Below are 24,291 nucleotides of genomic sequence, written 5' to 3'. Positions count from 1 at the left end.
ACGACCATGAACAACGTTGAAACCATCAAAGTGGTCCCGGCGCGCTACCCGCTGCGCACGGTGGGGGCGATTGTGGCGCTGTTTGTGCTGGCGGTTGTCGTACAGTCGGTGGCATTCAACCCCCGCTGGGAGTGGAGCGTGTTCGCGCGCTGGTTCTTCGACCCGGTGATCCTTGAAGGGGTGGGGCAGACGTTACTCCTGACCCTGATCGGCACCGCGCTGAGCGTGGTGATCGGCGGCCTGTTAGCCCTGGCCCGGTTGTCGTCCTCGTGGCTGCTGAGCAGCCTCGCCTGGGGCTATATCTGGCTGTTCCGCTCCCTGCCGCTGATTGTGGTCCTGATCATCCTCTACAACTTCTCCTATCTGTACGACACGCTGTCGCTCGGCGTGCCGTTCACCGGCATCACCTGGGGTAGTTTTGAGACCATCAACGTGCTGGGGCAGTTCTCCACCGCGGTGGTCGGGCTGACGCTGGTGCAGAGCGCCTACACTGCGGAGATTATTCGCGGCGGTTTCCTCGGGGTCGATCACGGCCAGTATGAAGCCGCTGCCGCGCTGGGTTTACCAGCCTCGCGCCGTACCCTGCGCATCATCCTGCCCCAGGCGCTGCGCACCATTCTGCCGGCCGGGTTCAACGAAATCATCAGCCTCGCCAAGGGCACGGCGATGGTTTACGTCCTCGCGATGCCGGAGCTGTTCTACACCATCCAGATGATCTACAACCGCACCCAGGAGGTGATCCCGCTCCTGATGGTCGGTGCCGTCTGGTATCTGGTGATCACCACCGTGCTCTCCGCAATCCAGCATCTGGTGGAACGTGCCCTGGCCCGCAGCGAGCGCCGCTCGGCGGTGAACACCACCCGCGCCACCCGCACCCGTTCCGTGACCACCCAAACCACACAGGAGCCTGTCCATGCAAGCCTCTCCTGAAGGACATATTTCCATTACCGGCGTGAGCAAGTTCTTTGGTCGTCACAAGGCGCTGGATAACGTCTCGCTGGAGATCCCGCCGGGCTCGGTGACGGTGATCCTCGGCCCGTCCGGCTCCGGTAAATCGACCCTGCTGCGCACCATTAACCACCTCGAACGCGTGGATGAAGGCTTTATTCAGATTGACGGGGATTACATCGGCTATCGCCGGGAGGGCAACACTCTGTATGAGCTGAAGGAGAAAGCGATCCTCAAACAGCGCATCAACGTCGGGTACGTATTCCAGAACTTCAACCTGTTCCCACACCTGACGGTGCTGGAGAACCTGATCGAGGCACCCATTGCCCATAAACAGCTGAGCCGTAAACAAGCCGTCGAACGGGCCTACGATCTGCTCGACGTGGTCGGGCTGCGCGATAAGGCCGACGCCTGGTCCCGGCATCTGTCTGGCGGGCAGCAGCAGCGCATCGCCATCGCTCGCGCTCTGGCCCTGCGCCCACGGGTAATGCTGTTTGATGAACCGACGTCGGCGCTGGATCCCGAGCTGGTGGGTGAGGTGCTGGATGTGATCAAAAAGCTGGCCCGCTCCGGCACTACCCTGGTGGTAGTAACCCATGAGATCGGGTTTGCCCGGGAAGTGGCGGACCAGGTGGTGTTTATGGTTGATGGCAAAATCGTCGAACAGGGGAGCAGCGACGAGGTGCTGAACCGTCCGTCCCACGCCCGAACGCGGCAGTTCCTGTCCAAAGTCCTGTAAGGGGAGAAGATGAAAAAGGGATTACTGGCGTTGTTGTTGGTGGCCTCTGCAAGCCACGCCTCGATTGATTTACAGGCTAACGAGCAGCCGCTGCCAGTGACGGTGGATAGGCAGGCGGTGGCGAAGATCCCGGCGAACTACAAATTTGTTGAACCGGGCACCTTAACCGTCGCCATTTCGGCCCTTAACTCGCCGCCGCTGGCGTTGCTGGCCAGCGATAACCGCACCCGCATCGGCAGCGACCCGGATATCGCCCGGCTGCTGGCGGGGAGCCTGGGTTTAAAACTCAAGCTGGTGCCGACAGCGTGGGAGGACTGGCCGCTGGGCATCACCTCCGGGCGCTACGACGTGGCGCTGGTCAACATTGCGGTGACCGAGCAGCGCAAACAGAAGTTTGATTTTGCCACCTATCGCGTCGATAACCTGGCCTTCTCGGTGAAATCCACCAGCGAAGTCCAGTCGATCAAGGGCGCTGCCGATCTGTCCGGTAAAAAGGTGATAGTTGGTTCGGGAACTAACCAGGAGCGTATTCTGCTGGGCTGGAACGAGGAGAACAAAACCGCCGGGCGCGAGCCTGCGCTGCCGGTCTACCTGACCGACGACGCCTCCGGCAATCTCTATATTCAGTCCGGCAGGGCGGATGTGTTCTTCGGCCCGCAGTCGGTTTCCGCCTACAAAGAGGCCCTGACCGGCAAAACCCGGGTGGTGGGCTTAGGGCCGAAAAAGGCTTACGTGGCCACCACTACTAAAAAAGGCAACGAGCTGGTGTATGCCCTGCAGGCCGCGCTCGACGGGGCCATCCAGCGGGGTGACTACCAGAAGGTGCTGGCCCGCTGGGGGGAGCAGGGCGAAGCGGTGGCGCAGTCGGAGGTCAACCCGCCCGGGATAACCTACTGAGGCTGCTCTACACTTAAGGCTTTGACCGAGGTATAGCCGATGATCAAAGTCTATGGCGTTCCCGGCTGGGGCTCAGCCATCAGTGAAGTGATGCTGACCCTGGCCGATATTTCGTACCAGTTTATCAACGTCGACGGGTTCGATAAGCCTGGCGAAACCCGTGAGCTGCTGGAAAAACTCAACCCGCTGTGTCAGGTCCCGACCCTCGAGCTGGAGAACGGCGAGATCATGACGGAAACGGCGGCGATTGCGCTGATGATCCTCGATCGCCGTCCCGATCTGGCCCCTCCGCTCGGGAGTAGCGAGCGTCAGCAGTTTCAGCGCCTGCTGATCTGGCTGGTGGCTAACGTCTATCCCACCTTTACCTATGCCGACTACCCGGAACGCTGGGCACCGGATGCCCCGGAGCAGTTGCAGCATAACTGCCGGGAGTACCGCAAATCGCTCTACCTGTGGCTGGATAACCACCTCAAAGCCACGCCGTACGCCTTTGGCGAGCAGATCACCCTTATCGACTGCTATCTGTGCGTGATGCGTATCTGGGGGCCGCGTCCGGACTGGTTTGCCGCCAACACACCGAAGATCACCGCCGTTGCCGATAGCGTGGGCAAGCTCCCGAAACTGCACAAGGTGCTAAAAGACAACGACATACTCTGCTAGTCTGGAACCATTACTCAAAAGGAGCCCTGCCCATGCCACACGTTGATATTAAATGTTTTCCCCGCGATCTGAACGACGAGCAAAAAACCGCCCTGGCGGCGGATATCGCCGAGGTGATTACGCGCCATCTGAACAGTAAAGATCGCTCTATTTCCGTGGCCCTGAACGAAGTTCAGGAAGCCGACTGGAAAGCGCAGGTCTGGGATACGGAAATTGGCCCGAAGCTGGATGAGCTGATTAAGAAGCCGGGTTATTCGATGTAAGTACGGTGCCGTTTGCCGGGCGGCGTACACGTAGTACACGTAGGCCGGGTAAGGCGCAGCCGCCACCCGGCATTGCTCTGCGGCCTGATGCCCTCACCCCGACCCTCTCCCATAGGGAGAGGGAGCAAACACATAAAACGGCAACTCGGTTGCCGTTTTGCTTTTACCTCCGCCACCCGGCGATTCACACATACAACTCCGGATGCGCCTCCAGCATCGCCAGCATATTATCCCGTATCTCATCCTGCGCCCCGGCCATCCATACCGCCTCCAGCGGCATTCCCATCTTATCTGCACCGTTCAGCTTCACAAATTTCACTCCCGGCATCAGATAGCGGCTGCTCCACGCCGGGACAATCGCCAGCCCAATCCCCGCCGCCACCAGGTTGATGATGGTCTGCTTCTCGTCCGCCATCTGTGACACTGTCACCTCAATCCCGGCGGTATGGAACAGGTTCATGGTCAAATCATGGCTGTGCGGACGGGAACGTCGCTCCGGCAGGATCATCGGCATGCCTTCCAGCTCGGCAATATCGACGGTTTCCCGGTCAGCAAACGGGTGGCTGGCAGGCAGAGCCAGAATCCCCGGCTCATTGCAGAGAAATGCCCGGCCAAACTGAGCGTCGAGCTGCGCGGGAGGGCGGATAAACACCAGATCCAGCCTGCCGCTTTTCAGCTTCGGCAGCAGATGGACGGTCTTATCTTCGAAGAGCTGGATCTCTACCGCCGGGTAGTGCTGACGGAACAATTGCAACAATCCTGGCAGCAATCCGATGGCCGCGCTGTCGATGGTGCCGACGCGCAACAGCGGCTGTGAACGGCGTGGATTTTGACGAAATTGCAACATAATCGCGTCGGCATGAGCGAGCAGTTTGCGTGCCTCTTCCCGCAGCAATACCCCGTTCTCGGTGAGCGCCACCCGGCGGGTCGATCGGGTAAACAGCCGGGTGCCAAGTGTCTCTTCTAAAAGACGAATATTCCTTCCCAGGGCAGAGGGCAGCATATCCAGTTTTTGTGCCGCCTGACCGAAATGCAGGGTTTCGGTTACTGCCAGGAAACAGCGCAGGTGTTGTAGTTCCATTTTGGCTCGCTCGCGATTATTGCATTTTTTTGTATAAACCGATGCGCATGATCATGCAAGAAATATCAGCATACTCATCAAGGCAGCCCGACTGCGTACCCTACAAAATAATTATGAGGAACACCTCACATGACCTGCACAATCGAACAACGGGTAATGCGCAAAATCACCTTGCGCATCGTCCCCTTCATCATGCTGTTGTACTTCATCGCCTTCCTCGACCGCGTCAACATCGGCTTCGCGGCGCTCACCATGAACGCCGAACTCGGCTTCTCTCCGGCGGTGTTCGGGTTTGGTGCCGGGATCTTCTTCCTCGGCTACTTCCTGTTTGAAGTCCCATCCAACCTGATCCTGCACAAGGTCGGGGCCCGCATCTGGATTGCCCGTGTGATGATCACCTGGGGGCTGGTCTCCGGCGGGATGGCCTTTGTCCAGGGCACCACCAGCTTCTACACCCTGCGTTTCCTGCTCGGTGTGGCGGAGGCAGGCTTCTTCCCGGGGATCATCCTCTACTTAAGCTACTGGTTCCCGGCGCAAAAGCGCGCTCAGGTAACGGCAATTTTTATGGCTGCAGCGCCAATCTCTACCGCGCTTGGCTCGCCGATCTCCGCCGCGCTGCTGGAGATGCACGGCATGATGGGCTTTGCCGGCTGGCAGTGGATGTTTGTCCTCGAAGCGGTACCGGCGGTGATCCTCGGCGTGGTGGTGCTGTTCTGGCTCACCGACCGCCCGGAAAAAGCGAAATGGCTCAGCGAGGAGGAGCGCGGCTGGCTGATTTCTACCCTGCAACGTGAGCAGGCCGCTAAACAGGGCACGGCGCAGCACAGCGTCTGGAAAGGGCTGCTGGATAAACGCGTTCTGGCCCTGTCGCTGGTCTACTTCGGCACCTCCGCCGGGCTCTATACCCTCGGCATCTGGTCGCCGCAGATCATCAAAACCCTCGGCGTCTCCTCAATGACCGTCGGCCTGCTGAATGCGATCCCGGCGGTAATGGCGGTGGTGGCGATGGTGCTCTGGGCGCGTCATTCCGACAAAACCGGCGAACGCTCGTGGCACGTGATTGCAGCCTGCATCGTCGCGGCGGCGGGGCTGTTTATGGCGGGCAGCACGGCGAGCATCGTCGGGGTGATCCTCGCGCTGACCATCGTTAACTGCGGCATCAGCGCCTCTAAACCACCGCTGTGGAGCATGCCGACCCTGTTCCTGTCCGGGTCGGCGGCTGCGGCGGGTATCGCCACCATCAACTCACTCGGCAATCTTGGCGGCTTTGTCGGTCCGTTCATGATTGGTCTGATTAAGCAACAGACCGGGAGTTACACCTGGGGGCTGTGGTTTGTCGCCGGGCTGCTGATCCTCTCTTCACTCGTGGTGCTGTGGCTCTCGGCGTCCAGCCGCAAGGCGCAGGCCAACGACACATTAATTCAGTCAAAACATTAATTTAAGGAATAAAAGATGAAAGATTACGCCATTGCAGCTATCCCCGCAGACGGTATCGGCCCGGAAGTGATCACCGCAGGTGTGGAAGTGTTACACGCGCTGGCCCAGCGTCAGGGCGATATGCGTTTCTCGGTGCACACCTTCGAGTGGGGCTCGGACTACTACAAAACCCACGGGGTGATGATGCCGGAAGACGGGCTGGAGCAGCTGAAAGCCTTCGACGCCATCTATTTTGGCGCGGTGGGGGCTCCGGACGTACCGGATCACATCACCCTCTGGGGGCTGCGCCTGCCGATCTGTCAGGGCTTCGATCAGTATGCCAACGTGCGTCCAACCAAAATCCTGCCGGGCATTCAGTCCCCGCTGCGCAAGGCGGTGCCGGGCACCCTCGACTGGGTGATCGTGCGTGAGAACTCGGAAGGAGAATATTCCGGCCATGGCGGTCGCGCGCACCGCGGCCTGCCGGAAGAGGTGGGCACCGAGGTGGCCATTTTCACCCGCACCGGGGTAACGCGCATTATGCGCTACGCCTTCCGTCTGGCGCAGACCCGTCCGCGTAAGCTGTTAACCGTGGTCACCAAATCCAACGCCCAGCGTCACGGGATGGTGATGTGGGACGAGATCGCTGCCGAAGTGGCGCGCGAGTTCCCGGACGTCACCTGGGACAAAATGCTGGTGGATGCCATGACCGTGCGCATGACCCTACATCCGGAGTCGCTGGACACCATCGTGGCGACCAACCTGCACGCCGATATTCTTTCCGATCTGGCCGGCGCACTGGCGGGCAGTCTGGGGGTGGCCCCGACCGCCAACATCGATCCCGAGCGTCGTTTCCCGTCGATGTTCGAACCGATCCACGGCTCGGCGTTTGATATCACCGGCAAAGGCATCGCCAACCCGGTCGCCAGCTTCTGGACCGCGGCGCAGATGCTGGAGCATCTTGGCGAAGGCGAGGCCGCAATCCGCCTGATGACCGCGGTGGAAAAAGTCTGTGCTGAGGGCATCATGACCCCGGACGTGGGCGGCACGGCCAACACCCGCGAGGTCACTCAGGCGGTGATCCGCGCCATCGCAGAAGGCTGACCTATGGCACAACACGACGACAGCGCCCTGCAAGGGGCGCTTACTGAGATCTTCATGGCGGCAGTAAAGAGTGCCGATCCCCATGAAGCGCTGATTAAAGCCCTGCCGGAGAAACCGCGTGGGCGTTGCATCGTGGTCGGGGCCGGGAAAGCCAGCGCCGCCATGGCTGCCGCGCTGGAAGCCGCCTGGCCGGATGTCGATTTGCACGGCGTGGTGGTGACGCGCTACGGTCATGCGGCCCCGACGCAAAAAATTCGCATCGTCGAGGCGGCGCACCCGGTCTCGGATGCGATGAGCGAAGTGGCCTCGATGCTGATGATGGAGCAGGTCAAAAATCTTACCGCCGACGACTGCGTCATCGCGCTGATCTCCGGCGGGGGCTCATCGCTGCTGGCCCTGCCACGCAAAGGGATCACCCTCGCCGATAAGCAGGCGGTAAACAAAGCGCTGTTGAACAGCGGGGCGACCATCCAGGAGATGAATACCGTTCGCAAACAGCTGTCGGATATTAAAGGCGGACGGCTGGCGCTGGCGGCCAGACCCGCCCGGGTGATCACCCTGATTATCAGCGATGTGCCCGGCGACGATCCCCAGAGCATCGCCTCCGGCCCGACGGTGGCGGACAGCTCCACGGCGGAAGAGGCGCTGGAGATTATCGCCCGCTACGGTCTGGATCTGCCGGAGCCGGTGATGCGGGTGCTGAACACGCCGCGCGCCCCGGTGACTGCTAAGGAGATAGATGATGATATCCGCCTGATCGCCACCCCTTCCGGTGCGTTGGCGGCCGCTGCAGCCGTAGCGCAGCGAATGGGCTTCACCCCGCTGATTCTGGGGGATGCCCTGGAAGGAGAGAGCGCTCAACTGGGGATCATGATGGCCGGGATCGCCAAATCGGTGAAGCAGCACGGTCTGCCGGTCAAAGGCCCGGCGGTACTGCTCAGCGGCGGAGAAACCACGGTCACGATTGGGAACGCAGGTGCCGGACGCGGCGGGCGCAACACCGAGTTCTTGCTCGCGCTGGCCTGCGCGCTGAAGGGCGAGGCGGGGATTTACGCCATCGCCGGAGACAGCGACGGGATTGACGGCACCGAGGATGCGGCAGGAGCGATTGTCACCCCGGATACGCTGGTCCGAACCTCACTGGATGCGAAGGCGATGCTGCGCGGGCATGACAGTTACAGCTACTTTGCCGAAGCGGGGGATCTGGTGGTGACCGGCCCGACATTAACCAATGTGAATGATATTCGGGCGATAGTGATCACCTGACTTGGGTTATGCCGGGCGGCAGCTTCGCTTTGCCCGGCCTACCACACCGATCCCGTAGGCCGGGTAAGGCGTAGCCGCCACCCGGCGTTGTTGTTTCGGAGCGGCTTGTTCCCCCTCACCCTAACCCTCTCCCTCAAGGGAGAGGGAACCGTTTGTGCCTCACCCGGCGTTGCAGCTCGGTCTGATTCCCTCACCGTAAATCACCCGTCCCCCCGTTGACAGGGCACTACACTGATCTACATACCTGCACGCGCTACCCCAGCGCGTAATTGTCATGTCCATTAAATAAGGATGCATCATGATCCGGTCCATTCCTCTCGAGCGTTATCGCAACATCGGTATCTCGGCGCATATCGACGCCGGTAAAACCACCACCACCGAGCGCATCCTGTTTTATACCGGGGTGAGCCATAAGATGGGGGAGGTCCACGATGGCGCGGCGATCACCGACTGGATGGCGCAGGAGCAGGAGCGGGGGATAACCATCACCTCGGCGGCGGTGAGCTGCTTCTGGTCCGGGATGGACCGCGGTTTTGAGCCGCACCACATCAACATCATCGACACCCCCGGGCACGTCGATTTCACCATTGAGGTGGAGCGCTCCATGCGGGTGCTGGACGGGGCGGTGATGGTCTATGACTCCGTCGGCGGGGTACAACCGCAGTCAGAAACCGTCTGGCGGCAGGCCAATAAGTACCGGGTGCCGCGCATCGCCTTCGTCAACAAGATGGACCGTCCGGGGGCTGACTTCTTTCACGTGGTGCAGATGATGATCGACCGGCTGAAAGCCCACCCGGTGCCGATTGTCATCCCCATCGGGGCCGAGGAGCACTTCACCGGGGTGGTGGATCTGATCCACATGCGGGCCATCATCTGGGATGACACTACTCAGGGGATGACCTTCAGCTATGCCCCGGTGCCGGACGATCTGCAGGCCACCGCCAAAACCTGGCGGGAGAAAATGGTCTCAGCGGCGGCGGAAGCCAGCGACGAGTTAATGGATAAATACCTCGAAACCAACGAACTCGACGAAGCGGAAATTATCCGCGGCCTGCGCAAACGCACTGTAGCCGGGGAGATCCAGCCGATGCTCTGCGGCAGCGCCTTTAAAAACAAAGGGGTGCAGCGGATGCTGGATGCGGTGATTGAGCTGATGCCATCCCCCCTCGACGTGCCCGCCATCGACGGCGTGGATGAAAAGGGGCAGCACGCCGAACGTCATCCCAGCGATGAAGAACCTTTCTCAGCGCTGGCGTTCAAGCTGATGTCCGACCCCTACGTCGGGCAGCTGACCTTTATCCGCGTCTACTCCGGGGTACTGAAAAAAGGCGATGCGGTATTTAACCCGGTGAAGGGTAAGAAAGAGCGCATCGGGCGCATCGTGCTGATGCATGCCAACGATCGCCACGACGTCGAGGAGCTGCGGACCGGGGATATCGCCGCCTGCGTCGGGCTGAAGGATGTCACTACCGGTGACACCCTGACCGACCCCGGGGCAGTGATCACCCTTGAGCGGATGGAGTTCCCGGACCCGGTGATCTCCCTCTCCATCGAGCCGAAAACCAAAGCCGATCAGGAGAAAATGGGCATCGCCCTGCATCGACTGGCGGCGGAAGATCCCTCTTTCCATCTGCATACCGATGAAGAGTCCGGCCAGACCATTATTTCCGGGATGGGGGAGCTACACCTGGAGATCATCGTCGATCGCATGAAACGCGAGTTCGGTGTCGAGGCCAATATCGGCCGTCCGCAGGTCACCTACCGGGAAACTATCCGCAAAGGGGTGAGCGACATCGAAGGTAAGTTTGTTCGCCAGTCCGGCGGCAAAGGGCAGTACGGCCATGTGGTGCTGAGCCTCGAGCCGCAGGCGCCGGGCAGCGGCTTTGCCTTTGTCGATGCCACCAAGGGCGGGGTGGTGCCGCGGGAGTATATTCCGTCGGTGGAAAAAGGGCTGCGGGAGGCGATGAACAGCGGCGTGCTGGCGGGCTATCCGGTGGTCGATATCAAAGCGACCCTGACCTTTGGCTCCTATCACGACGTCGACTCCTCGGAGATGGCCTTCCGCATGGCGGCGATCTTCGGCTTTAAGGATGCGGCGCGCAAAGCCGATCCTGTGATCCTCGAGCCGATGATGCACGTCGAGGTTGAAACCCCGGAGGAGTACGCCGGGAATATTATGGGGGATCTCTCTTCCCGACGCGGGCTGGTGCAGGGGATGGAGGAGCAGTTCGGCAGCCAGATTATCCGTGCCGACGTGCCGCTGGCGGAGATGTTCGGTTACGCCACCACGCTGCGCTCCATGTCTCAGGGACGGGCCACCTACAGCATGGAGTTCCACCATTACGCCGAAGCGCCGCGTATCGTGGCCGATGAGATTATCGCCGGGCGGTCGAAAAAGTAGATCCTGGGGTGAACCATGAAGCGTCTGCATTTTGCTCTCGCCGCACTCATGGCACCCCTTACACTGCTGGGGTGCGTGGTGATGTCCGGCACCAGCCGCACTGACTTTTCCGCCACGAAGCAGGCGGATTTAGTCTTTATCGGCCTGCCTGCGCCGCTGAACTGGCTGGCGGCGGGAATGCAGGGCACCACCTTTCCGGTCTCAAGCACGCTTTCTCTTACCGCCGCCCATGTCGCCGTGCCGCTGCTCAAGCCGGTCAGGGCGCAACATCCTGTTTGCGATGTGGCGGTGATTGGCGATAACAACCGCGGCAAGATCGTGCATCAGCTGGCGTACGCCAGGGTCGGGCGCAACGTGACTCTGTTCGGCTACAGCGCCATCAACAGCCTGCCCAAATCCAGCATGGGGAAAATCGACGGCTTCGTGAAGCGTGACGGCTGCTACTACGGCATCATTACCGGCGCGGGGGCGGTATCCGGCATGTCCGGCGGGCCAGTGGTGGACAGTATGACCGGGGAGACGGTGGGGATCATCACCAACGTCATTCCTGGCAAAGGGGCGGTGGCATTCGTCGCGGTGCAGGATTTTACTAACCTGCTGGACCGGATGCGTATTCCCTATAAGAGTTACTGACCCGGCGCTTTGACCTGCTTCCCGCTGGTCACAAAGGTTCCCGCGCCGAGATGGTGCAGGGTATTGCGCTTATCGTCGTCAAACTGCCATCGCCCGTTCACGAATGCCAGTTCATCCGCTGCGGCAGAGACCACCTCGCCAAACAGGGTGTCATATTTTTCTGCCGCCGAGGTGGCAGGCAACAGACGGCACTCCATCCACGCCAGACACTTCTCCTCAATCACCGGTAGCCCCAGCACCGGGCCGTCGATCGCCGGAATGCCGTAGCAGTTGAACTTATCCTCATCGCGGCCGCTGACGCTGCCCACTGCATACGTCCAGTTGGTGGCCGCCACGCCGGGAATGACGATCCCGAACCTGCCGCTGCGCTCGATCAGCTCCCGCGACCAGGCGCTTTTATCCACCACGATGGCGATCCGCGGCGGCTCGAACTCCACCGGCATCGACCAGGCGGCGGCCATCACGTTGCGGCGGTCGATGGTCTCGTCGCGGCTGGTGATCAAAACGGTCGGGCCGTGATTCAACAGGCGGCTGGCGTGCATTAACTCAACGGGGCGGAAGTGGCTCATCGATTTTCCTCATAAATAGCGTCAGAGCATTAAACGGCTGAAAGCCATTGGAAATCAAGCTGCAACAAATGCGTAATTTATTCGTCACACAAGCTGCCTACAGTGGCGAGCATCAAATCCCAAAGAGGATAACAATATGCTCACTTCCATTACGCTCAAAGGCGTCTCGTACGCTTTTGGCGCGAACACCGTTTTGAATCAAATCGATCTGCATATCGAGCCGGGTAGCGTGGTTGCGCTGCTGGGGCCGTCGGGCTGCGGCAAAAGCACCCTGTTGCGTCTGCTGGCGGGGTTAACCCAGCCCGCAGAAGGAGAGATCCATTTTGGCGATCGCCTGGTGGCGAAAACCGGATGGGCCTTACCGCCGGAAGCCCGGGACATCGGCATGGTGTTTCAGGATTACGCCCTCTGGCCGCACATGACTGTGGCACAGAACGTGTCGTTCCCACTGCGAATGCGCCATATCCCGCGTCAGGAATGCGACCGCCGGGTAGCGCAGGCGCTGGCCCGCGTCGGGTTAAGCGATTTCGCCGAACGCAAACCGGCCGGGCTCTCCGGCGGGCAGCAACAGCGCGTGGCGCTGGCCCGGGCGATCGTCGCCGAGCCGCGGGTGCTGCTGTTTGACGAGCCGCTCTCCAACCTCGACAGCGAACTGCGTGGCACCTTGTGTCATGAGATGGCCACGCTGCTGCGCCAGCTCGGCACCACCGCCGTCTATGTTACCCACGACCGCCGGGAGGCTGAAATCCTGGCCGATCGCATCGTGCATTTGTCTGCTGGCAGCGTCGCTGCCGATCGTTTGATTACATCCTCAGGGGAGTTCGCATGAAAGCTGCAATGTCCGTTAAAAAAGGAGTGCTGTTAGCCATGGCGTTATCGTCCGTTATGATCTCCAGCGCCCACGCGCTGACCGTCTACACCGCAGGCCCGGGGTCGCTGGCTAAAAACCTCGCCAGCGGTTTTGAAAAGAAAACCGGCGTGAAGGTGGATATCTTCCAGGCGACTACCGGCAAAGTGATGGCCCGCCTTGAGGCGGAGCAGGCGAATCCGCAGGCCGATATTCTGATCTCCGCCTCCTGGGATACCGCAGAAGATCTGCATAACCGCGGCTGGCTGCTGCCGTACCAGAGCGCCAATGCGGCGAAGGTGCCTGCGGATCTGAAATCTGACGACTACGTCGCGCAGGGCATTTCAGCGTTGGGCATCGTCTGGAACACAAAAAGCGGCACCCCGGAGCCGAAAGAGTGGCGCGATCTGACCACCGCGGCTTTCAAAGATAAAGTCACCACCCCGGACCCGGCGCTGTCCGGCGCGTCGCTCGATCTGCTGATCGGGCTGCAAAATGGGATGGGCGATAAGGCCTGGACCCTGTTTGATGAGCTGAAAAAGAACGGCATGGTGGTCAGCGGCCCGAATGCCCAGGCGGTGACGCCGGTGATGCAGGGGGCCAAAGCGGCGGTGTTTGGCGCGGTGGACTATGTGTCGTATGGCAACATCAGCCAGGGCGAATCCCTGAAGGTGATCTTCCCGGCCAGCGGGACGGTAATCGCCCCGCGTCCAATGATGATCCTCAAATCTACCCAACACGCGGAGGATGCCAAAGCCTTCGTCGATTACGTCCTGTCGCCAGAAGGCCAGGCGATGGTGGCCGATGCCTGGCTGATGCCCGCCCGTGGCGACGTGCAGGCTAAGCGCCCGCTGCTCAACGATCTGAAAATCCTGCCGACCAAAAGCGACGGTACGAGCGAACGCAGCGATATCCTCAAGCGTTTCAACACGCTCTTCACCTTATAATCACCTGACGGGGGCAACCCCGTCTTCAGGACTGTTTTGTGAATCCTAAATTCTTGTCGGTGACGACGCTGGCGCTGCTGGTGATCCTGGTGGCGTCTCCGCTCACGTTTATTCTGCTGCAGGCGGTGTTTCCGCAGTTCAGCGCCGGCGTTTTCGCCGGGGCCTTTAGCGGCGTCGCGACGCTGCTGGCCGAGCCGCAACTGCCCGCCATGCTGGGCGGTACGCTACAGGTGGCGGTCGGCGTGGCGCTGGTCAGCGCATTGATCGGCTTTCCCCTTGGCGTGGCGCGCGGGCTGCTTAATCTGCCGCTGCCCCGGCTGTGGGATCTGCTGTTTCTGATCCCGTTTTTAACCCCGCCCTATATCGCCGCGCTGTCGTGGATGCTGGTGCTGCAACCCAACGGCTATCTGCAACAGCTTACCGGTCTCAACCTGAATAATCTGCTGTTCAGCCAGACCGGGATCGTGCTGGTGATGGCCCTGAACATCTTCCCGGTGGTCTATTTTGCGGTGTCGCGTAGCCTGCTGGCGAGCGGACAACGGCTGGCGCTGGTGGCGCGCGTACATGGGGCCAGTCCTGGCCGGGCCTTCTGGCATATCACGCTGCCGATGCTGTCGCCGTCGCTGGCGGCGGGGATGCTGCTGGCCTTCACCCTGGCGATTGAAGAGTATGGCGTGCCCGCGGCGCTCGGGACCCGTGCCGGGGTACTGATGCTCACCACCGATATCGAGAAAAAACTCGCTGAATGGCCGATCGATCTGTCGGGGGCGTCGATGCTCTCGGTGGTGCTGGTGACCATCGCCCTGAGCGCCTGGTGGCTGCAGAAAAAGCTGACCGGCAATCAGGACGTGACCAGTATTACCGGCAAACCGACGGAGAACATGGGCGCGGATGCCGGTGGCTTTACCCTGCCGGTGGTGGCGCTGCTGGCCCTGACCGGATTTATCGCGGTGATCCTGCCGGGAGCCTCCATGGCCTTGTCCGGGGTGCTGGGCACCTTATCGGGGGGAGTGACGCTCGCCAATCTGACTACCTCCCACTATGCGGCGTTGTTCAGCCAGCAGGGGGACGCCCTGTCGGCGCTGGGCACCAGCCTGTCGCTGGCCCTTGGGGCGGCCTGTATCACCGGTTTACTCGGGCTGCTGGCCGCCTGGCTGGTGGTAGTGCAGAAGATCAAAGGCCACGGGCTGTTAGATGCGCTGTCGCTGATGCCTGCCGCGCTGCCCGGCGTGGTGGTCGGGGTGGGGCTGATCCTGCTGTGGAACCAGCCGTTCTGGCCGGTATCACCCTACAACAGCTGGGCGATCCTGCTGCTCTCCTACTGTTGCCTGCTGCTGCCGTGGCCGGTGCGCTATGTCGGCAGCGCGCTGCGCCAGCTGGGGGGCAACCTCGAGCCTGCCGCGCGGGTGCATGGCGCGTCGGCATTGCAGGCGTTGCGCTTTATCGTCCTGCCGCTGGTCTCTCCGGCGATGCTGGCGGCGATGCTGATGGTGTTTGCCATCGCCTCGCGGGAGCTTGTTACCTCGCTGCTGCTGGCCCCGGCGGGGACGCAGACCGTGTCGGTATTCATCTGGCGGCAGTTTGAGCAGGGCTCGGTCGGGCAGGGAATGGCGATGGCGACCCTGACGCTGCTTACCGGGCTGGTATTAATGCTCACGGCGCTGGGGATCATGCAGCGCTCGGCTCGGGGATAAAAAGCACTATTGCGACAGTGGACGGGTAAAAATAGTTTATAAACAAGGGAGACTGTAAAAGGAAACTGATTATGACCCCGTTTTTAAGCGCCTATTTCGCCCGTACCGGCTGGCAGCAGCCGGTTTCTGTGGACATCAACACCCTGCGGGCGCTGCATTTGCAGCACAACAGTACCATTCCGTTTGAAAATATCGATGTGGTGCTGCCGCGGGAGATCCAGCTCGATGAGCAATCCCTGGTGGATAAGCTGGTCACCGCCCGGCGCGGGGGCTACTGCTTTGAGCAGAACGGCCTGTTTGAGCGGGTGCTGCGTGAGGTGGGCTTTAACGTCCGCAGCCTGCTGGGCCGGGTAGTGCTGGCGAATCCGCCCCACATGCCGCCGCGCACGCATCGCCTGCTGCTGGTGGAGCTGAACGATGAACGCTGGATCGCCGATGTCGGTTTTGGTGGGCAAACGCTGACCGCGCCGATTCGGTTAATCGCCGAAGCGGAGCAGGCGACGCCGCACGGGGTCTACCGGCTGATCAACGACGGCCAGGACTGGGTACTCCAGTTCCGTCATCATGACCACTGGCAGTCGATGTATCACTTCGATCTCGCCGCCCAGTATCAGACCGATTACGTGATGGGCAACTTCTGGTCCGCACACTGGCCGCAGTCCCATTTTCGTCATCATCTGCTGATGTGCCGCCATCTGCCGGACGGCGGTAAACTGACCCTCACCAACCTGCACTTTACCCACTGGCAGGACGGGCACGTGGTGGAGCAGAGTAATTTGCCGGATGCCGGGGCGCTGTATCAGCTGATGCAGGAGCGGTTCGGGCTGGGGGTGGACGATCCGAAGTACGGTTTTTCACTGGCAGAACTGACGGCGGTGATGGCCGGGTTTGAAACCCATCCACAGGCGGGGAAATAGGGCGGGAAGGGGCGTAAGCCCCTTTCTGTTAGCCGATGAGAACCTTAGCGCGCATTCTCACGGCATCCAGTTCTTCGGCGGTTGCCGTTCCCTTTTTCACCGCGTTACGCGCCCGCCAGTCCAGATTTTTGATCTGATCGGCGAGGGCGACGTTGCGGCGTGAACCGCTAATAACCACTTCGAAGGGATAGTTTTTGATTTGCGACGTGAGCGGACAACAGAGCATTAAACCGGTACGTCCATTGTAGGTGGCGGGTGAAATAACCAGCGCGGGGCGATGTCCTGCCTGTTCATGTCCTGACTGCGGATCAAAATCCAGCCAGACGATATCGCCCGCTTCCGGGATGTAGTCCATTACAGCAGCTCCTTACCTTGCGGTTCCCCGAAGGTGACTTCGTGATGCAGATTGTCGTCGGTGATCGCCGCGAGCAGCGATTCCAGCGTCGGTTCGTCCTTTCTGACCGGTGTCAAAATAATACGTCCTTCTTCGTCTACGTTAACGTTCACCACATCGTCAACGTGCAGTTCTGCCTCACGCATAACCGCGACAGGAAGCCTGACGGAAGGGCTGTTACCCCATTTTTTAACGGTGACCTGCGGCATAAAAACACTCCAGATGTTGATACAAAGTATCGCCATCTTAGGCGGGGTCATTCTGGTGTGTCAACATTGTCGATACATTGGCATTGTTGCAACGCCGGGCGGCGCTGGCGCTTGCCCGGCCTACATGGTGCGGTTTTGTAGGCCGGGTAAGGCGTAGCCGCCACCCGGCATTGTTGTGCGGTTTGATGCCGTCACTCCGGCCCTCTGCCGATCCCCAGTAATTTCTTTGCATTTAAAGCAATGAAATAATTACATAATCATAAATGACTTACAGCGGCTCCCTGGTCCGGCTGAAAATGGCCGAAGCGTTTCCGGAAGGCCGGGGCGAGGCGCAGGGACGCGCCGAGAGGGCATAGCCTGCATGGATGCAGGCTGGTGCCCGACCCGAAAGCCTGAAGGAATAAGCTGAGGGCACCGCGAAGCGGCGATTTTCTTTGCCGGGAGCCGGGATTGTGAAGGGGGCGGCGGCGAGCCCCCTTCGCACGTTCACGGGTGTCGCGGTTGACAGAGAAGTGCAGAACGTAAGGTGAACGGAACCACCACCTCAGTCGCATGTTCCCCCTCACCCCAGCCCTCTTCCACAGGGAGAGGGAACAAACACTATCTCCGGGATCTCACCAGCTGATAGCGCCGGGTGATGTATTCGAACGGCGCACTCCAGACGTGGACCAGACGGGTGAAGGGGAAGAGCAGGAAGATGGTCATCCCCAACACCAGATGGACGCGGAATATAAATGCTACCCCGGTCAGCATCTCAGACGAGCCCCCGCGGAAGGTGAAGATCCCCTGCGCCCAGCCGACCAGCTTCAGCATTTCGCTGCCGTCCGGGTATTGTGCCGAGAATGGAATGGTCGTCAGGCCGAGCACGCACTGGGTCAGCAGAATGCTCATGATGATAATATCCGGCGTGGTGGAGGTGGCGCGCACCCGCTGATTAAACAGGCGACGATACAACAGCATCGAGCCGCCAATCAGGGTCAGCACCCCGCAGATCCCCCCGGCAATCATCGCCAGCTGCTGCTTGACCGCCATCGGCAGGAACCAGGCGTACATCCAGTGTGGGGTTAACATTCCAAACAGATGGCCGAAGAAAATCCCAATAATGCCGATGTGGAACAGGTTAGAGCCCCAGTTCATGCCGCGCTTGTCCAGCAGCTGGCTGGAGGAGGCGCGCCAGGTGTACTGGCCGTAGTCATACCGCAGCCAGCTGCCGAGGAAGAAGACCGCGGCGCAGATGTACGGATAAATATCAAAGAAAAAGACGTTCAGATGGTGTGTCATTTTGGGCCTCCGGCGCTGACGTCCACGTACTGCGGCGCGACGTCCTGGCTAAAGCGTCGTTGATATTGCTGCATGGGCGAGCTGTCGCACGCCGTGGCGTTATCCTCAATAAACTTCACCTGCTCCTCTTCCCAGACCGCATCCAGCGCCTGGCGGGTATCGTCCCGTTTTTCACCTGCCACCTGCTGCGTGACACTGTCACTGGAAAGCTTGCTCCCCGCGAACTTCAGCAGGGCGTCGAACAGTTGATAATGCGCCACCTGGCGCTGTTTCAGCCGTCCACCAATCAGGGCCAGGATCGGCGCGACGTTCTGTAACCCCTCCCGGGCCTGCGCCTCGGGCACAATGCTCAGATACTCCAGATAGAGCGGCAGATAGTCCGGCAGCTCGCGGCAGTCGAGCTGAAGCCCGGCCTGCTCGTACTGACTCATCAGGTCGACCATCGCCTGACCGCGATCCCGGGATTCGGCATGCACATGTTCAAACAGCAGCAACGAGGTGGCGCGCCCGCGATCGAACACCTCGCACCACTCGGCCTGGCGATCGAGCAGTGGGGCATTAAGGTACTGCTGCGCAAACGGCAGCAGCCCCGGCGCGTCCTGCGCCACCAGTGAGATCGCCTCGTCGCGGCTCTCCCACAGCGCCTCATCCGGATACTCAATCAGCAGGGCGATAATTTTGAGGATCTGCATCACTCTCCCTCCCCATGTTCGCGCACCTCGGTGATGTTGATGGCATCGATGCGGCTGCTGTTGAACAGGTTGAATTTAGTGTCGGAGCCGTGGCAGCCGTCGCCGAAGGTAAAGCCGCAGCCGTTTTTCTCCGGGAAGGCGTCACGGGCCATCTCCCGGTGGCTGGTCGGGATCACGAAGCGGTCCTCGTAGTTGGCGATGGCGAGATAGCGGTACATCTCCTCCACCTGCTCGACGCTGAGGCCCACTTCCTCGATGGCGCGGGTATCGGTCACGCCTTCCACGGTCTGGGAGCGTTTGTAGTGGCGCATCGCCATCATCCGTTTCAGGGCGCGCAGCACCGGGCCGGTATCGCCAGCGCTGAGCATATTGGCCAGATACTGCACCGGAATGCGCAGGCTTTCGACCGCCGGGAGAATGCTGTCGGTCTGCGGCAGACCACCGGCATCGGCATAGGACTGGATCGGTGACAGAGGTGGCACATACCAGACCATCGGCAGGGTGCGGTACTCCGGGTGCAGTGGCAGGGCCAGCTTCCAGTCCATCGCCATTTTGTAGACCGGGGAACGCTGCGCCGCGTCGATCACGTTCTGCGGAATACCTTGCTTAACCGCCTCTTCAATAATCGCCGGGTCGTGCGGGTTGAGGAACACGTCGCACTGACGCTCATAAAGATCGGTTTCATGTTCGGTGCTGGCCGCCTCTTCAATACGGTCGGCGTCATACAGCAGCACGCCGAGGTAGCGGATGCGTCCGACGCAGGTTTCCGAGCAGACGGTGGGCTGGCCGGATTCGATACGCGGGTAGCAGAAGATGCATTTTTCTGACTTGCCGCTCTTCCAGTTGAAGTAGATCTTTTTGTACGGACAGCCGCTGATGCACAGACGCCAGCCGCGGCACTTGTCCTGGTCGATCAGTACGATGCCATCCTCTTCGCGCTTGTAGATCGCCCCGCTCGGGCAGGTCGCCGCACAGCTCGGGTTCAGGCAGTGCTCGCACAGGCGCGGGAGATACATCATGAAGGTGTTTTCGAACTGACCGTACATCTCCTTCTGCATCCGGTCGAAGTTGCGGTCCCGGGCGCGCTTCTCGAACTCGCCCCCCAGCAGCTCCTCCCAGTTTGGCCCCCATTTGATTTTGTCCATACGTTTGCCGTCAATCAACGAGCGCGGGCGGGCGGTGGGCAGGTGATTGCCCTCCGGGGCGCGGTGCAGATCCTGATAGTCAAAGGTAAAGGGCTCGTAGTAGTCGTCGATCTGCGGCATCTGCGGGTTGGCGAAGATTTTTGACAGCACCCCCAGCTTGCCGCCGAGGCGCGGGGTCAGTTTGCCGGAGATGCCGCGGATCCAGCCACCTTGCCACTGCTCCTGGTCCTCCCAGTTTTTCGGGTAGCCGATGCCCGGCTTGGTTTCGACGTTGTTAAACCAGGCGTACTCCATCCCTTCGCGCCCGGTCCAGACGTTCTTGCAGGTCACCGAGCAGGTGTGACAGCCGATGCATTTGTCGAGATTGAGTACCATGCCAACCTGTGAGCGTATTTTCATTTTTTCGCCTCCTGAACCTGATCCCGACCTTCGCCATCCAGCCAGTTAATGTTTTTCATTTTGCGGATCATGATGAACTCGTCGCGGTTCGACCCGACGGTGCCGTAGTAGTTGAAGCCATACGCCAGCTGGGCGTAGCCGCCAATCATGTGGGTCGGTTTCGGACAGATGCGGGTGACCGAGTTGTGGATCCCCCCGCGTCGTCCGGTCACTTCTGAACCCGGAATGTTCAGAATGCGCTCCTGGGCGTGGTACATCATGGTCATCCCCGGCGGCACGCGCTGGCTGACCACCGCGCGGGCGGTGAGGGCGCCGTTGGCGTTGAAGCACTCGATCCAGTCGTTATCTTCGATGCCCAGCTCGCGGGCGTCGGTTTCGCTGATCCAGACAATCGGTCCCCCGCGCGACAGGGTCTGCATCAGCAGGTTTTCGCTGTAGGTGGAGTGGATGCCCCATTTCTGGTGCGGCGTCAGGAAGTTCAGCGCCTTCTCCGGGAAGCCGTTGGGTGGGATCTCGCGCATGTGGGTCACGCTGCGGGTATCAATCGGCGGACGATAGGCCACCAGACTCTCACCAAAGGCGCGCATCCACTGGTGATCCTGATACAGCTGTTGACGCCCCGAAAGGGTGCGCCACGGGATCAGCTCGTGGACGTTGGTATAGCCCGCGTTGTAGGAGACGTGCTCGCTCTCGATGCCGGACCAGGTCGGGCTGGAGATGATTTTGCGCGGCTGGGCCTGAATATCGCGGAAGCGGATCTTCTCGTCTTCCTTGTTCAGCGCCAGATGGCTGTGCTCACGACCGGTGAACTCCGCCAGCGCCTCCCAGGCTTTGACCGCCACCTGCCCATTGGTTTCCGGGGCGAGGGCGAGGATCACCTCCGAGGCGTCAATCGCCGTCTCAATGCGCGGACGGCCTTTCGCCGGGCCGTCGAGCTTGACGTAGTTGAGCTTGCCGAGGAAATCGACCTCGTCCTGGGTGTTCCACGAGATGCCTTTCCCGCCGTTGCCGAGCTTGTCCAGCAGCGGCCCGAGGGAAGTAAAGCGCTCGTAGGTGTCCGGGTAGTTACGCTCGACCACGGCAATGGCCGGGGCGGTTTTGCCGGGGATCAGGTCGCATTCACCTTTGCGCCAGTCGGCAATATCGAACGGCTGGGAGAGCTCCGCCGGGGAGTCGTGCTGCAGAGGCTGCAACACCACGTCGGTTTCGGTCCCCAGATGCCCGACGCAGACCTCGGAGAAGACTCTGGCGATGCCCTTGTAGATCTCCCAGTCGCTGCGCGATTCCCAGGCCGGGTCCACCGCGGCGGAGAGCGGATGAATAAACGGATGCATATCCGAGGTATTCATATCGTCTTTCTCATACCAGGTGGCGGTCGGCAGGACGATATCCGAGAACAGGCAGGTGCTGGACATGCGGAAATCGAGGGTCACCAGCAGATCCAGCTTGCCCTCGATAGCAGCGGTCTGCCACTCCACCTCTTCCGGCTTCACGTCATCGGTATTACCAAGGTCATCGCCCTGGATACCGCTCTCGGTGCCCAGCAGGTACTTGAGCATGTACTCGTGGCCTTTCCCGGAGGAGCCGAGCAGGTTTGAGCGCCAGACGAACAGGTTGCGCGGGTGGTTTTTCCCGTTGTCCGGCTGCTCGCAGGCCATGCGGATATCGCCGGATTTCAGCCCCTGGGCGGTGTACTCCTGCGGCGACATGCCTGCCGCCTCCGCCTGGGCCTTGATGTGCAGCGGGTTTAGGTTCAGCTGCGGCGAAGAGGGCAGCCAGCCCATGCGCTCGGCGCGCACGTTAAAGTCGATCAGATGCCCGGTGAATTTTGAGGCGTCCGCCAGGGGAGAGAGCAACTCCCGGGCGGTGAGTTTTTCATAGCGCCACTGGCTGGCGTGGTTGTAGAAGAACGAGGTGCTGTTCATCTGGCGCGGCGGACGGTTCCAGTCCAGCGCGAAGGCCAGCGGCAGCCAGCCGGTTTGCGGACGCAGCTTCTCCTGGCCGACATAGTGCGACCAGCCGCCGCCGCTTTTGCCCACGCAGCCGCAGAAGACCAGCATGTTGATCATTCCCCGGTAGTTCATGTCCATGTGATACCAGTGGTTGACCCCGGCACCGAGGATAATCATCGACCGGCCATGGGTTTTGTGCGCCGTGTCGGCGAACTCCCGGGCGATCTGTTCGATGTGGCGACGCGGCACGCCGGTGATCTGCTCCCCCCAGGCTGGGGTGTAAGCTTTGATCCCGGCGTAATCTTTTGCCGCGAGCTCATCCTCCAGGCCGCGATCGAGGCCGTAGTTGGCCAGCACTAGATCGTAGACGCTGGCGACCTGCAGCTGGCGGCCATCAGCAAGGGTCAGGGTTTTCACCGGCAGCTGGCGGACCAGCACCGGCTCCTGCTTCACGCTGCGGAAATGCGGGTTTTCATTGCCGCCAAAGTAGGGGAAGGCCACCCCGGCGACGCTGTCGTGGGTGCCGAGCAGGGAGAGCGTCAGCTCGGTCTCCTGACCTGCCGCCTGGGGTTCGAGGTTCCATTTGCCTTTTTCGCCCCAGCGGAAGCCGATAGAGCCGTTTGGCACCACCAGATCGCCGGTGGCGGTAAAGGCGACGGTTTTCCACTCCGGGTTATTGGCTTCGCCCAGCCCGTCAGTAAGGTCGGAGGCGCGCAGCATCCGGCCCGGCACGTAGCTGCCGTCCTCACGCGGATCGAGCATCACCAGCATCGGCATGTCGGTATAGCGACGGCAGTAGTTGAGGAAGTAGTCGCTCGGGTTATCGAGGTGGAACTCTTTCAGGATCACGTGGCCCATCGCCATCGCCAGGGCGCTGTCGGTGCCCTGTTTCGGCGCCAGCCACTGGTCGCTGAGTTTCGCCACTTCCGAAAAGTCCGGGGTGATGGCGATGGTTTTGGTGCCTTTGTAGCGCACCTCGGTAAAGAAGTGGGCATCCGGGGTACGGGTCTGCGGCACGTTGGAGCCCCAGGCGATGATGTAGCTGGAGTTGTACCAGTCGGCGGACTCCGGCACGTCAGTCTGCTCGCCCCAGGTCATCGGCGAGGCGGGCGGCAGGTCGCAGTACCAGTCATAGAAGCTGAGACAGGTGCCGCCCAGCAGGGAGAGATAGCGGGTGCCAGCGGCGTAGGAGACCATCGACATCGCCGGGATCGGCGAGAAGCCTGCCACCCGGTCCGGGCCGTAGTGTTTGATGGTCCAGACGTTGGCGGCGGCGATAAGCTGGTTCAGCTCTTTCCAGTTGGAGCGGATAAATCCGCCGTGGCCGCGCGCCTGCTTGTAGCTCTGGCTCTTTTGCAGATCATTCTGGATGGCGTTCCAGGCCAGCACCGGATCTCTGTGCTGGGCCAGCGCCTCACGCCACAGCTCGATCAGCTTGCGGCGCACCAGGGGGTACTTCAGGCGGTTGGCACTGTAAAGATACCAGGAGTAGCTGGCCCCGCGCGGGCAGCCGCGCGGCTCGTGGTTTGGCAGGTCGGGGCGGGTGCGGGGGTAGTCGGTCTGCTGGGTTTCCCAGGTCACCAGGCCGTTCTTGACGTAGATCTTCCAGCTACAGGAGCCGGTACAGTTCACGCCGTGGGTGGATCGCACAATTTTGTCGAACTGCCATCGCTGGCGATAGCTGTCCTCCCAGTCGCGGTTGGTGTGCATCACCTGACCGTGTCCATCCGCGAAGGTCTCGCCTTTGAGTTTGAAATAACGAAAGCGATCCAACAATTTACTCATGACGTTTCTCCTGACGGAGCGACTCCCGCCCCGTGGTTACACTGCTCACAAA

General features: G+C 60.9%; 22 protein-coding genes. 14 read left to right on the top strand and 8 right to left on the bottom strand.

Annotated features, from left to right (window positions below):
* The first annotated feature begins 6 nt into the window (after positions 1–6).
* The 5 genes from SOM40_RS11535 to pptA are packed head-to-tail and all read left to right on the top strand — an operon-like array spanning position 7 to position 3,507.
* Positions 7–930 (top strand): amino acid ABC transporter permease, encoded by a 924-nt coding sequence (locus tag SOM40_RS11535; RefSeq protein ID WP_106992935.1) that lies wholly within the window; start codon positions 7–9, stop codon positions 928–930.
* A complete protein-coding gene (locus tag SOM40_RS11530) occupies positions 914–1,687 on the top strand; it encodes an amino acid ABC transporter ATP-binding protein (RefSeq protein ID WP_225758760.1) in 774 nt (257 codons plus the stop codon). Before SOM40_RS11535 ends, SOM40_RS11530 begins: the two co-directional genes overlap by 17 nt.
* A gap of 9 nt (positions 1,688–1,696) precedes the next feature.
* A complete protein-coding gene (locus SOM40_RS11525) occupies positions 1,697–2,584 on the top strand; it encodes a transporter substrate-binding domain-containing protein (protein ID WP_320531088.1) in 888 nt (295 codons plus the stop codon).
* A 39-nt stretch (positions 2,585–2,623) separates the two neighbouring features.
* Positions 2,624–3,244, top strand: a complete 621-nt coding sequence (locus tag SOM40_RS11520; protein WP_320531087.1) for a glutathione S-transferase family protein — start codon at positions 2,624–2,626, stop codon at positions 3,242–3,244.
* A gap of 32 nt (positions 3,245–3,276) precedes the next feature.
* Positions 3,277–3,507 (top strand): tautomerase PptA, encoded by a 231-nt coding sequence (gene pptA / locus SOM40_RS11515; protein ID WP_039028695.1) that lies wholly within the window; start codon positions 3,277–3,279, stop codon positions 3,505–3,507.
* Positions 3,508–3,691: 184 nt separating this feature from the next.
* Here the strand turns inward: pptA and SOM40_RS11510 are convergent, their stop codons facing one another.
* Positions 3,692–4,588 carry a LysR family transcriptional regulator gene (locus SOM40_RS11510; RefSeq protein ID WP_320531086.1) on the bottom strand — a complete coding sequence of 299 codons (897 nt, stop codon included), beginning with the start codon at positions 4,586–4,588 and terminating at the stop codon, positions 3,692–3,694.
* Positions 4,589–4,717: 129 nt separating this feature from the next.
* On the opposite strand from SOM40_RS11510, the gene SOM40_RS11505 reads away from it, so the two are divergent.
* From SOM40_RS11505 to SOM40_RS11485, 5 genes are all read left to right on the top strand, one after another.
* Positions 4,718–6,025 (top strand): MFS transporter, encoded by a 1,308-nt coding sequence (locus SOM40_RS11505; protein WP_320531085.1) that lies wholly within the window; start codon positions 4,718–4,720, stop codon positions 6,023–6,025.
* Positions 6,026–6,040: 15 nt separating this feature from the next.
* The gene (locus SOM40_RS11500; RefSeq protein WP_312186866.1) at positions 6,041–7,108 is read left to right on the top strand and encodes a tartrate dehydrogenase; all 1,068 of its coding nucleotides are present in this window, start codon (positions 6,041–6,043) and stop codon (positions 7,106–7,108) included.
* Between the two features lie 3 nt (positions 7,109–7,111).
* Positions 7,112–8,374 carry a glycerate kinase type-2 family protein gene (locus tag SOM40_RS11495; protein ID WP_320531084.1) on the top strand — a complete coding sequence of 421 codons (1,263 nt, stop codon included), beginning with the start codon at positions 7,112–7,114 and terminating at the stop codon, positions 8,372–8,374.
* 298 nt (positions 8,375–8,672) lie between these two features.
* Complete coding sequence (gene fusA / locus SOM40_RS11490; protein WP_320531083.1) at positions 8,673–10,775, top strand: elongation factor G; 2,103 nt, start codon at positions 8,673–8,675, stop codon at positions 10,773–10,775.
* 15 nt (positions 10,776–10,790) lie between these two features.
* Positions 10,791–11,408, top strand: coding sequence for a S1 family serine peptidase (locus SOM40_RS11485; protein ID WP_320531082.1), 618 nt, complete (start codon positions 10,791–10,793; stop codon positions 11,406–11,408).
* Here the strand turns inward: SOM40_RS11485 and SOM40_RS11480 are convergent.
* Positions 11,402–11,977 carry a flavin reductase family protein gene (locus SOM40_RS11480; RefSeq protein WP_262673753.1) on the bottom strand — a complete coding sequence of 192 codons (576 nt, stop codon included), beginning with the start codon at positions 11,975–11,977 and terminating at the stop codon, positions 11,402–11,404. The two genes, SOM40_RS11485 and SOM40_RS11480, sit on opposite strands and share 7 nt — an antisense overlap.
* Before the next feature lie 136 nt (positions 11,978–12,113).
* On the opposite strand from SOM40_RS11480, the gene SOM40_RS11475 reads away from it, so the two are divergent.
* The 4 genes from SOM40_RS11475 to nhoA all read left to right on the top strand — a co-directional run bounded on the left by SOM40_RS11475 (position 12,114) and on the right by nhoA (position 16,382).
* Positions 12,114–12,806, top strand: coding sequence for an ABC transporter ATP-binding protein (locus SOM40_RS11475; protein ID WP_312078187.1), 693 nt, complete (start codon positions 12,114–12,116; stop codon positions 12,804–12,806).
* On the top strand, positions 12,803–13,771 hold the full coding sequence (locus tag SOM40_RS11470; RefSeq protein WP_320531081.1) for an ABC transporter substrate-binding protein: 969 nt from the start codon (positions 12,803–12,805) through the stop codon (positions 13,769–13,771). The genes SOM40_RS11475 and SOM40_RS11470 overlap by 4 nt, the downstream gene beginning before the upstream one ends.
* Before the next feature lie 38 nt (positions 13,772–13,809).
* Positions 13,810–15,465 (top strand): ABC transporter permease, encoded by a 1,656-nt coding sequence (locus SOM40_RS11465; protein WP_320531080.1) that lies wholly within the window; start codon positions 13,810–13,812, stop codon positions 15,463–15,465.
* A 71-nt stretch (positions 15,466–15,536) separates the two neighbouring features.
* Positions 15,537–16,382, top strand: a complete 846-nt coding sequence (gene nhoA, locus SOM40_RS11460) for an N-hydroxyarylamine O-acetyltransferase (RefSeq protein WP_320531079.1) — start codon at positions 15,537–15,539, stop codon at positions 16,380–16,382.
* A 28-nt stretch (positions 16,383–16,410) separates the two neighbouring features.
* Here nhoA and mazF read toward each other — a convergent pair whose 3' ends face one another.
* The 6 genes from mazF to SOM40_RS11430 form a co-directional block, all read right to left on the bottom strand.
* Positions 16,411–16,737 carry an endoribonuclease MazF gene (mazF, locus tag SOM40_RS11455; RefSeq protein ID WP_106992912.1) on the bottom strand — a complete coding sequence of 109 codons (327 nt, stop codon included), beginning with the start codon at positions 16,735–16,737 and terminating at the stop codon, positions 16,411–16,413.
* Positions 16,737–16,985, bottom strand: a complete 249-nt coding sequence (locus tag SOM40_RS11450; RefSeq protein ID WP_059307895.1) for an AbrB/MazE/SpoVT family DNA-binding domain-containing protein — start codon at positions 16,983–16,985, stop codon at positions 16,737–16,739. Before SOM40_RS11450 ends, mazF begins: the two co-directional genes overlap by 1 nt.
* 600 nt (positions 16,986–17,585) lie before the next feature.
* A complete protein-coding gene (gene narI / locus SOM40_RS11445; protein WP_106992911.1) occupies positions 17,586–18,266 on the bottom strand; it encodes a respiratory nitrate reductase subunit gamma in 681 nt (226 codons plus the stop codon).
* Complete coding sequence (gene narW / locus SOM40_RS11440) at positions 18,263–18,958, bottom strand: nitrate reductase molybdenum cofactor assembly chaperone (RefSeq protein ID WP_320530939.1); 696 nt, start codon at positions 18,956–18,958, stop codon at positions 18,263–18,265. The genes narI and narW overlap by 4 nt, the downstream gene beginning before the upstream one ends.
* Entirely contained in the window at positions 18,958–20,502 is a 1,545-nt protein-coding gene (narH, locus tag SOM40_RS11435) for a nitrate reductase subunit beta (RefSeq protein WP_142489509.1), read from the bottom strand. The genes narW and narH overlap by 1 nt, the downstream gene beginning before the upstream one ends.
* Entirely contained in the window at positions 20,499–24,239 is a 3,741-nt protein-coding gene (locus SOM40_RS11430; protein ID WP_320530940.1) for a nitrate reductase subunit alpha, read from the bottom strand. The genes narH and SOM40_RS11430 overlap by 4 nt, the downstream gene beginning before the upstream one ends.
* Positions 24,240–24,291: the final 52 nt, after the last annotated feature.

This window comes from Leclercia sp. CFBP8987, from assembly GCF_034044995.2.
Taxonomy (GTDB): Bacteria; Pseudomonadota; Gammaproteobacteria; order Enterobacterales; family Enterobacteriaceae; genus Enterobacter; species Enterobacter tamurae.
Note: the sequence above shows the minus strand (reverse complement) of the source record. Positions and strands in the feature narration are given on the sequence as shown.

Bases quoted from the DNA above. Each gene is read 5' to 3' on its own strand.
- SOM40_RS11450 (WP_059307895.1), bottom strand. From the start codon at position 16,985: ATGCCGCAGGTCACCGTTAAAAAATGGGGTAACAGCCCTTCCGTCAGG.
- mazF (WP_106992912.1), bottom strand. From the start codon at position 16,737: ATGGACTACATCCCGGAAGCGGGCGATATCGTCTGGCTGGATTTTGAT.
- SOM40_RS11485 (WP_320531082.1), top strand. From the start codon at position 10,791: ATGAAGCGTCTGCATTTTGCTCTCGCCGCACTCATGGCACCCCTTACA.
- SOM40_RS11510 (WP_320531086.1), bottom strand. From the start codon at position 4,588: ATGGAACTACAACACCTGCGCTGTTTCCTGGCAGTAACCGAAACCCTG.
- SOM40_RS11525 (WP_320531088.1), top strand. From the start codon at position 1,697: ATGAAAAAGGGATTACTGGCGTTGTTGTTGGTGGCCTCTGCAAGCCAC.
- SOM40_RS11430 (WP_320530940.1), bottom strand. From the start codon at position 24,239: ATGAGTAAATTGTTGGATCGCTTTCGTTATTTCAAACTCAAAGGCGAG.
- fusA (WP_320531083.1), top strand. From the start codon at position 8,673: ATGATCCGGTCCATTCCTCTCGAGCGTTATCGCAACATCGGTATCTCG.
- SOM40_RS11500 (WP_312186866.1), top strand. From the start codon at position 6,041: ATGAAAGATTACGCCATTGCAGCTATCCCCGCAGACGGTATCGGCCCG.
- SOM40_RS11480 (WP_262673753.1), bottom strand. From the start codon at position 11,977: ATGAGCCACTTCCGCCCCGTTGAGTTAATGCACGCCAGCCGCCTGTTG.
- narI (WP_106992911.1), bottom strand. From the start codon at position 18,266: ATGACACACCATCTGAACGTCTTTTTCTTTGATATTTATCCGTACATC.
- SOM40_RS11475 (WP_312078187.1), top strand. From the start codon at position 12,114: ATGCTCACTTCCATTACGCTCAAAGGCGTCTCGTACGCTTTTGGCGCG.
- SOM40_RS11470 (WP_320531081.1), top strand. From the start codon at position 12,803: ATGAAAGCTGCAATGTCCGTTAAAAAAGGAGTGCTGTTAGCCATGGCG.
- SOM40_RS11495 (WP_320531084.1), top strand. From the start codon at position 7,112: ATGGCACAACACGACGACAGCGCCCTGCAAGGGGCGCTTACTGAGATC.
- narW (WP_320530939.1), bottom strand. From the start codon at position 18,958: ATGCAGATCCTCAAAATTATCGCCCTGCTGATTGAGTATCCGGATGAG.
- nhoA (WP_320531079.1), top strand. From the start codon at position 15,537: ATGACCCCGTTTTTAAGCGCCTATTTCGCCCGTACCGGCTGGCAGCAG.
- SOM40_RS11505 (WP_320531085.1), top strand. From the start codon at position 4,718: ATGACCTGCACAATCGAACAACGGGTAATGCGCAAAATCACCTTGCGC.
- narH (WP_142489509.1), bottom strand. From the start codon at position 20,502: ATGAAAATACGCTCACAGGTTGGCATGGTACTCAATCTCGACAAATGC.
- SOM40_RS11530 (WP_225758760.1), top strand. From the start codon at position 914: ATGCAAGCCTCTCCTGAAGGACATATTTCCATTACCGGCGTGAGCAAG.
- SOM40_RS11535 (WP_106992935.1), top strand. From the start codon at position 7: ATGAACAACGTTGAAACCATCAAAGTGGTCCCGGCGCGCTACCCGCTG.
- pptA (WP_039028695.1), top strand. From the start codon at position 3,277: ATGCCACACGTTGATATTAAATGTTTTCCCCGCGATCTGAACGACGAG.
- SOM40_RS11520 (WP_320531087.1), top strand. From the start codon at position 2,624: ATGATCAAAGTCTATGGCGTTCCCGGCTGGGGCTCAGCCATCAGTGAA.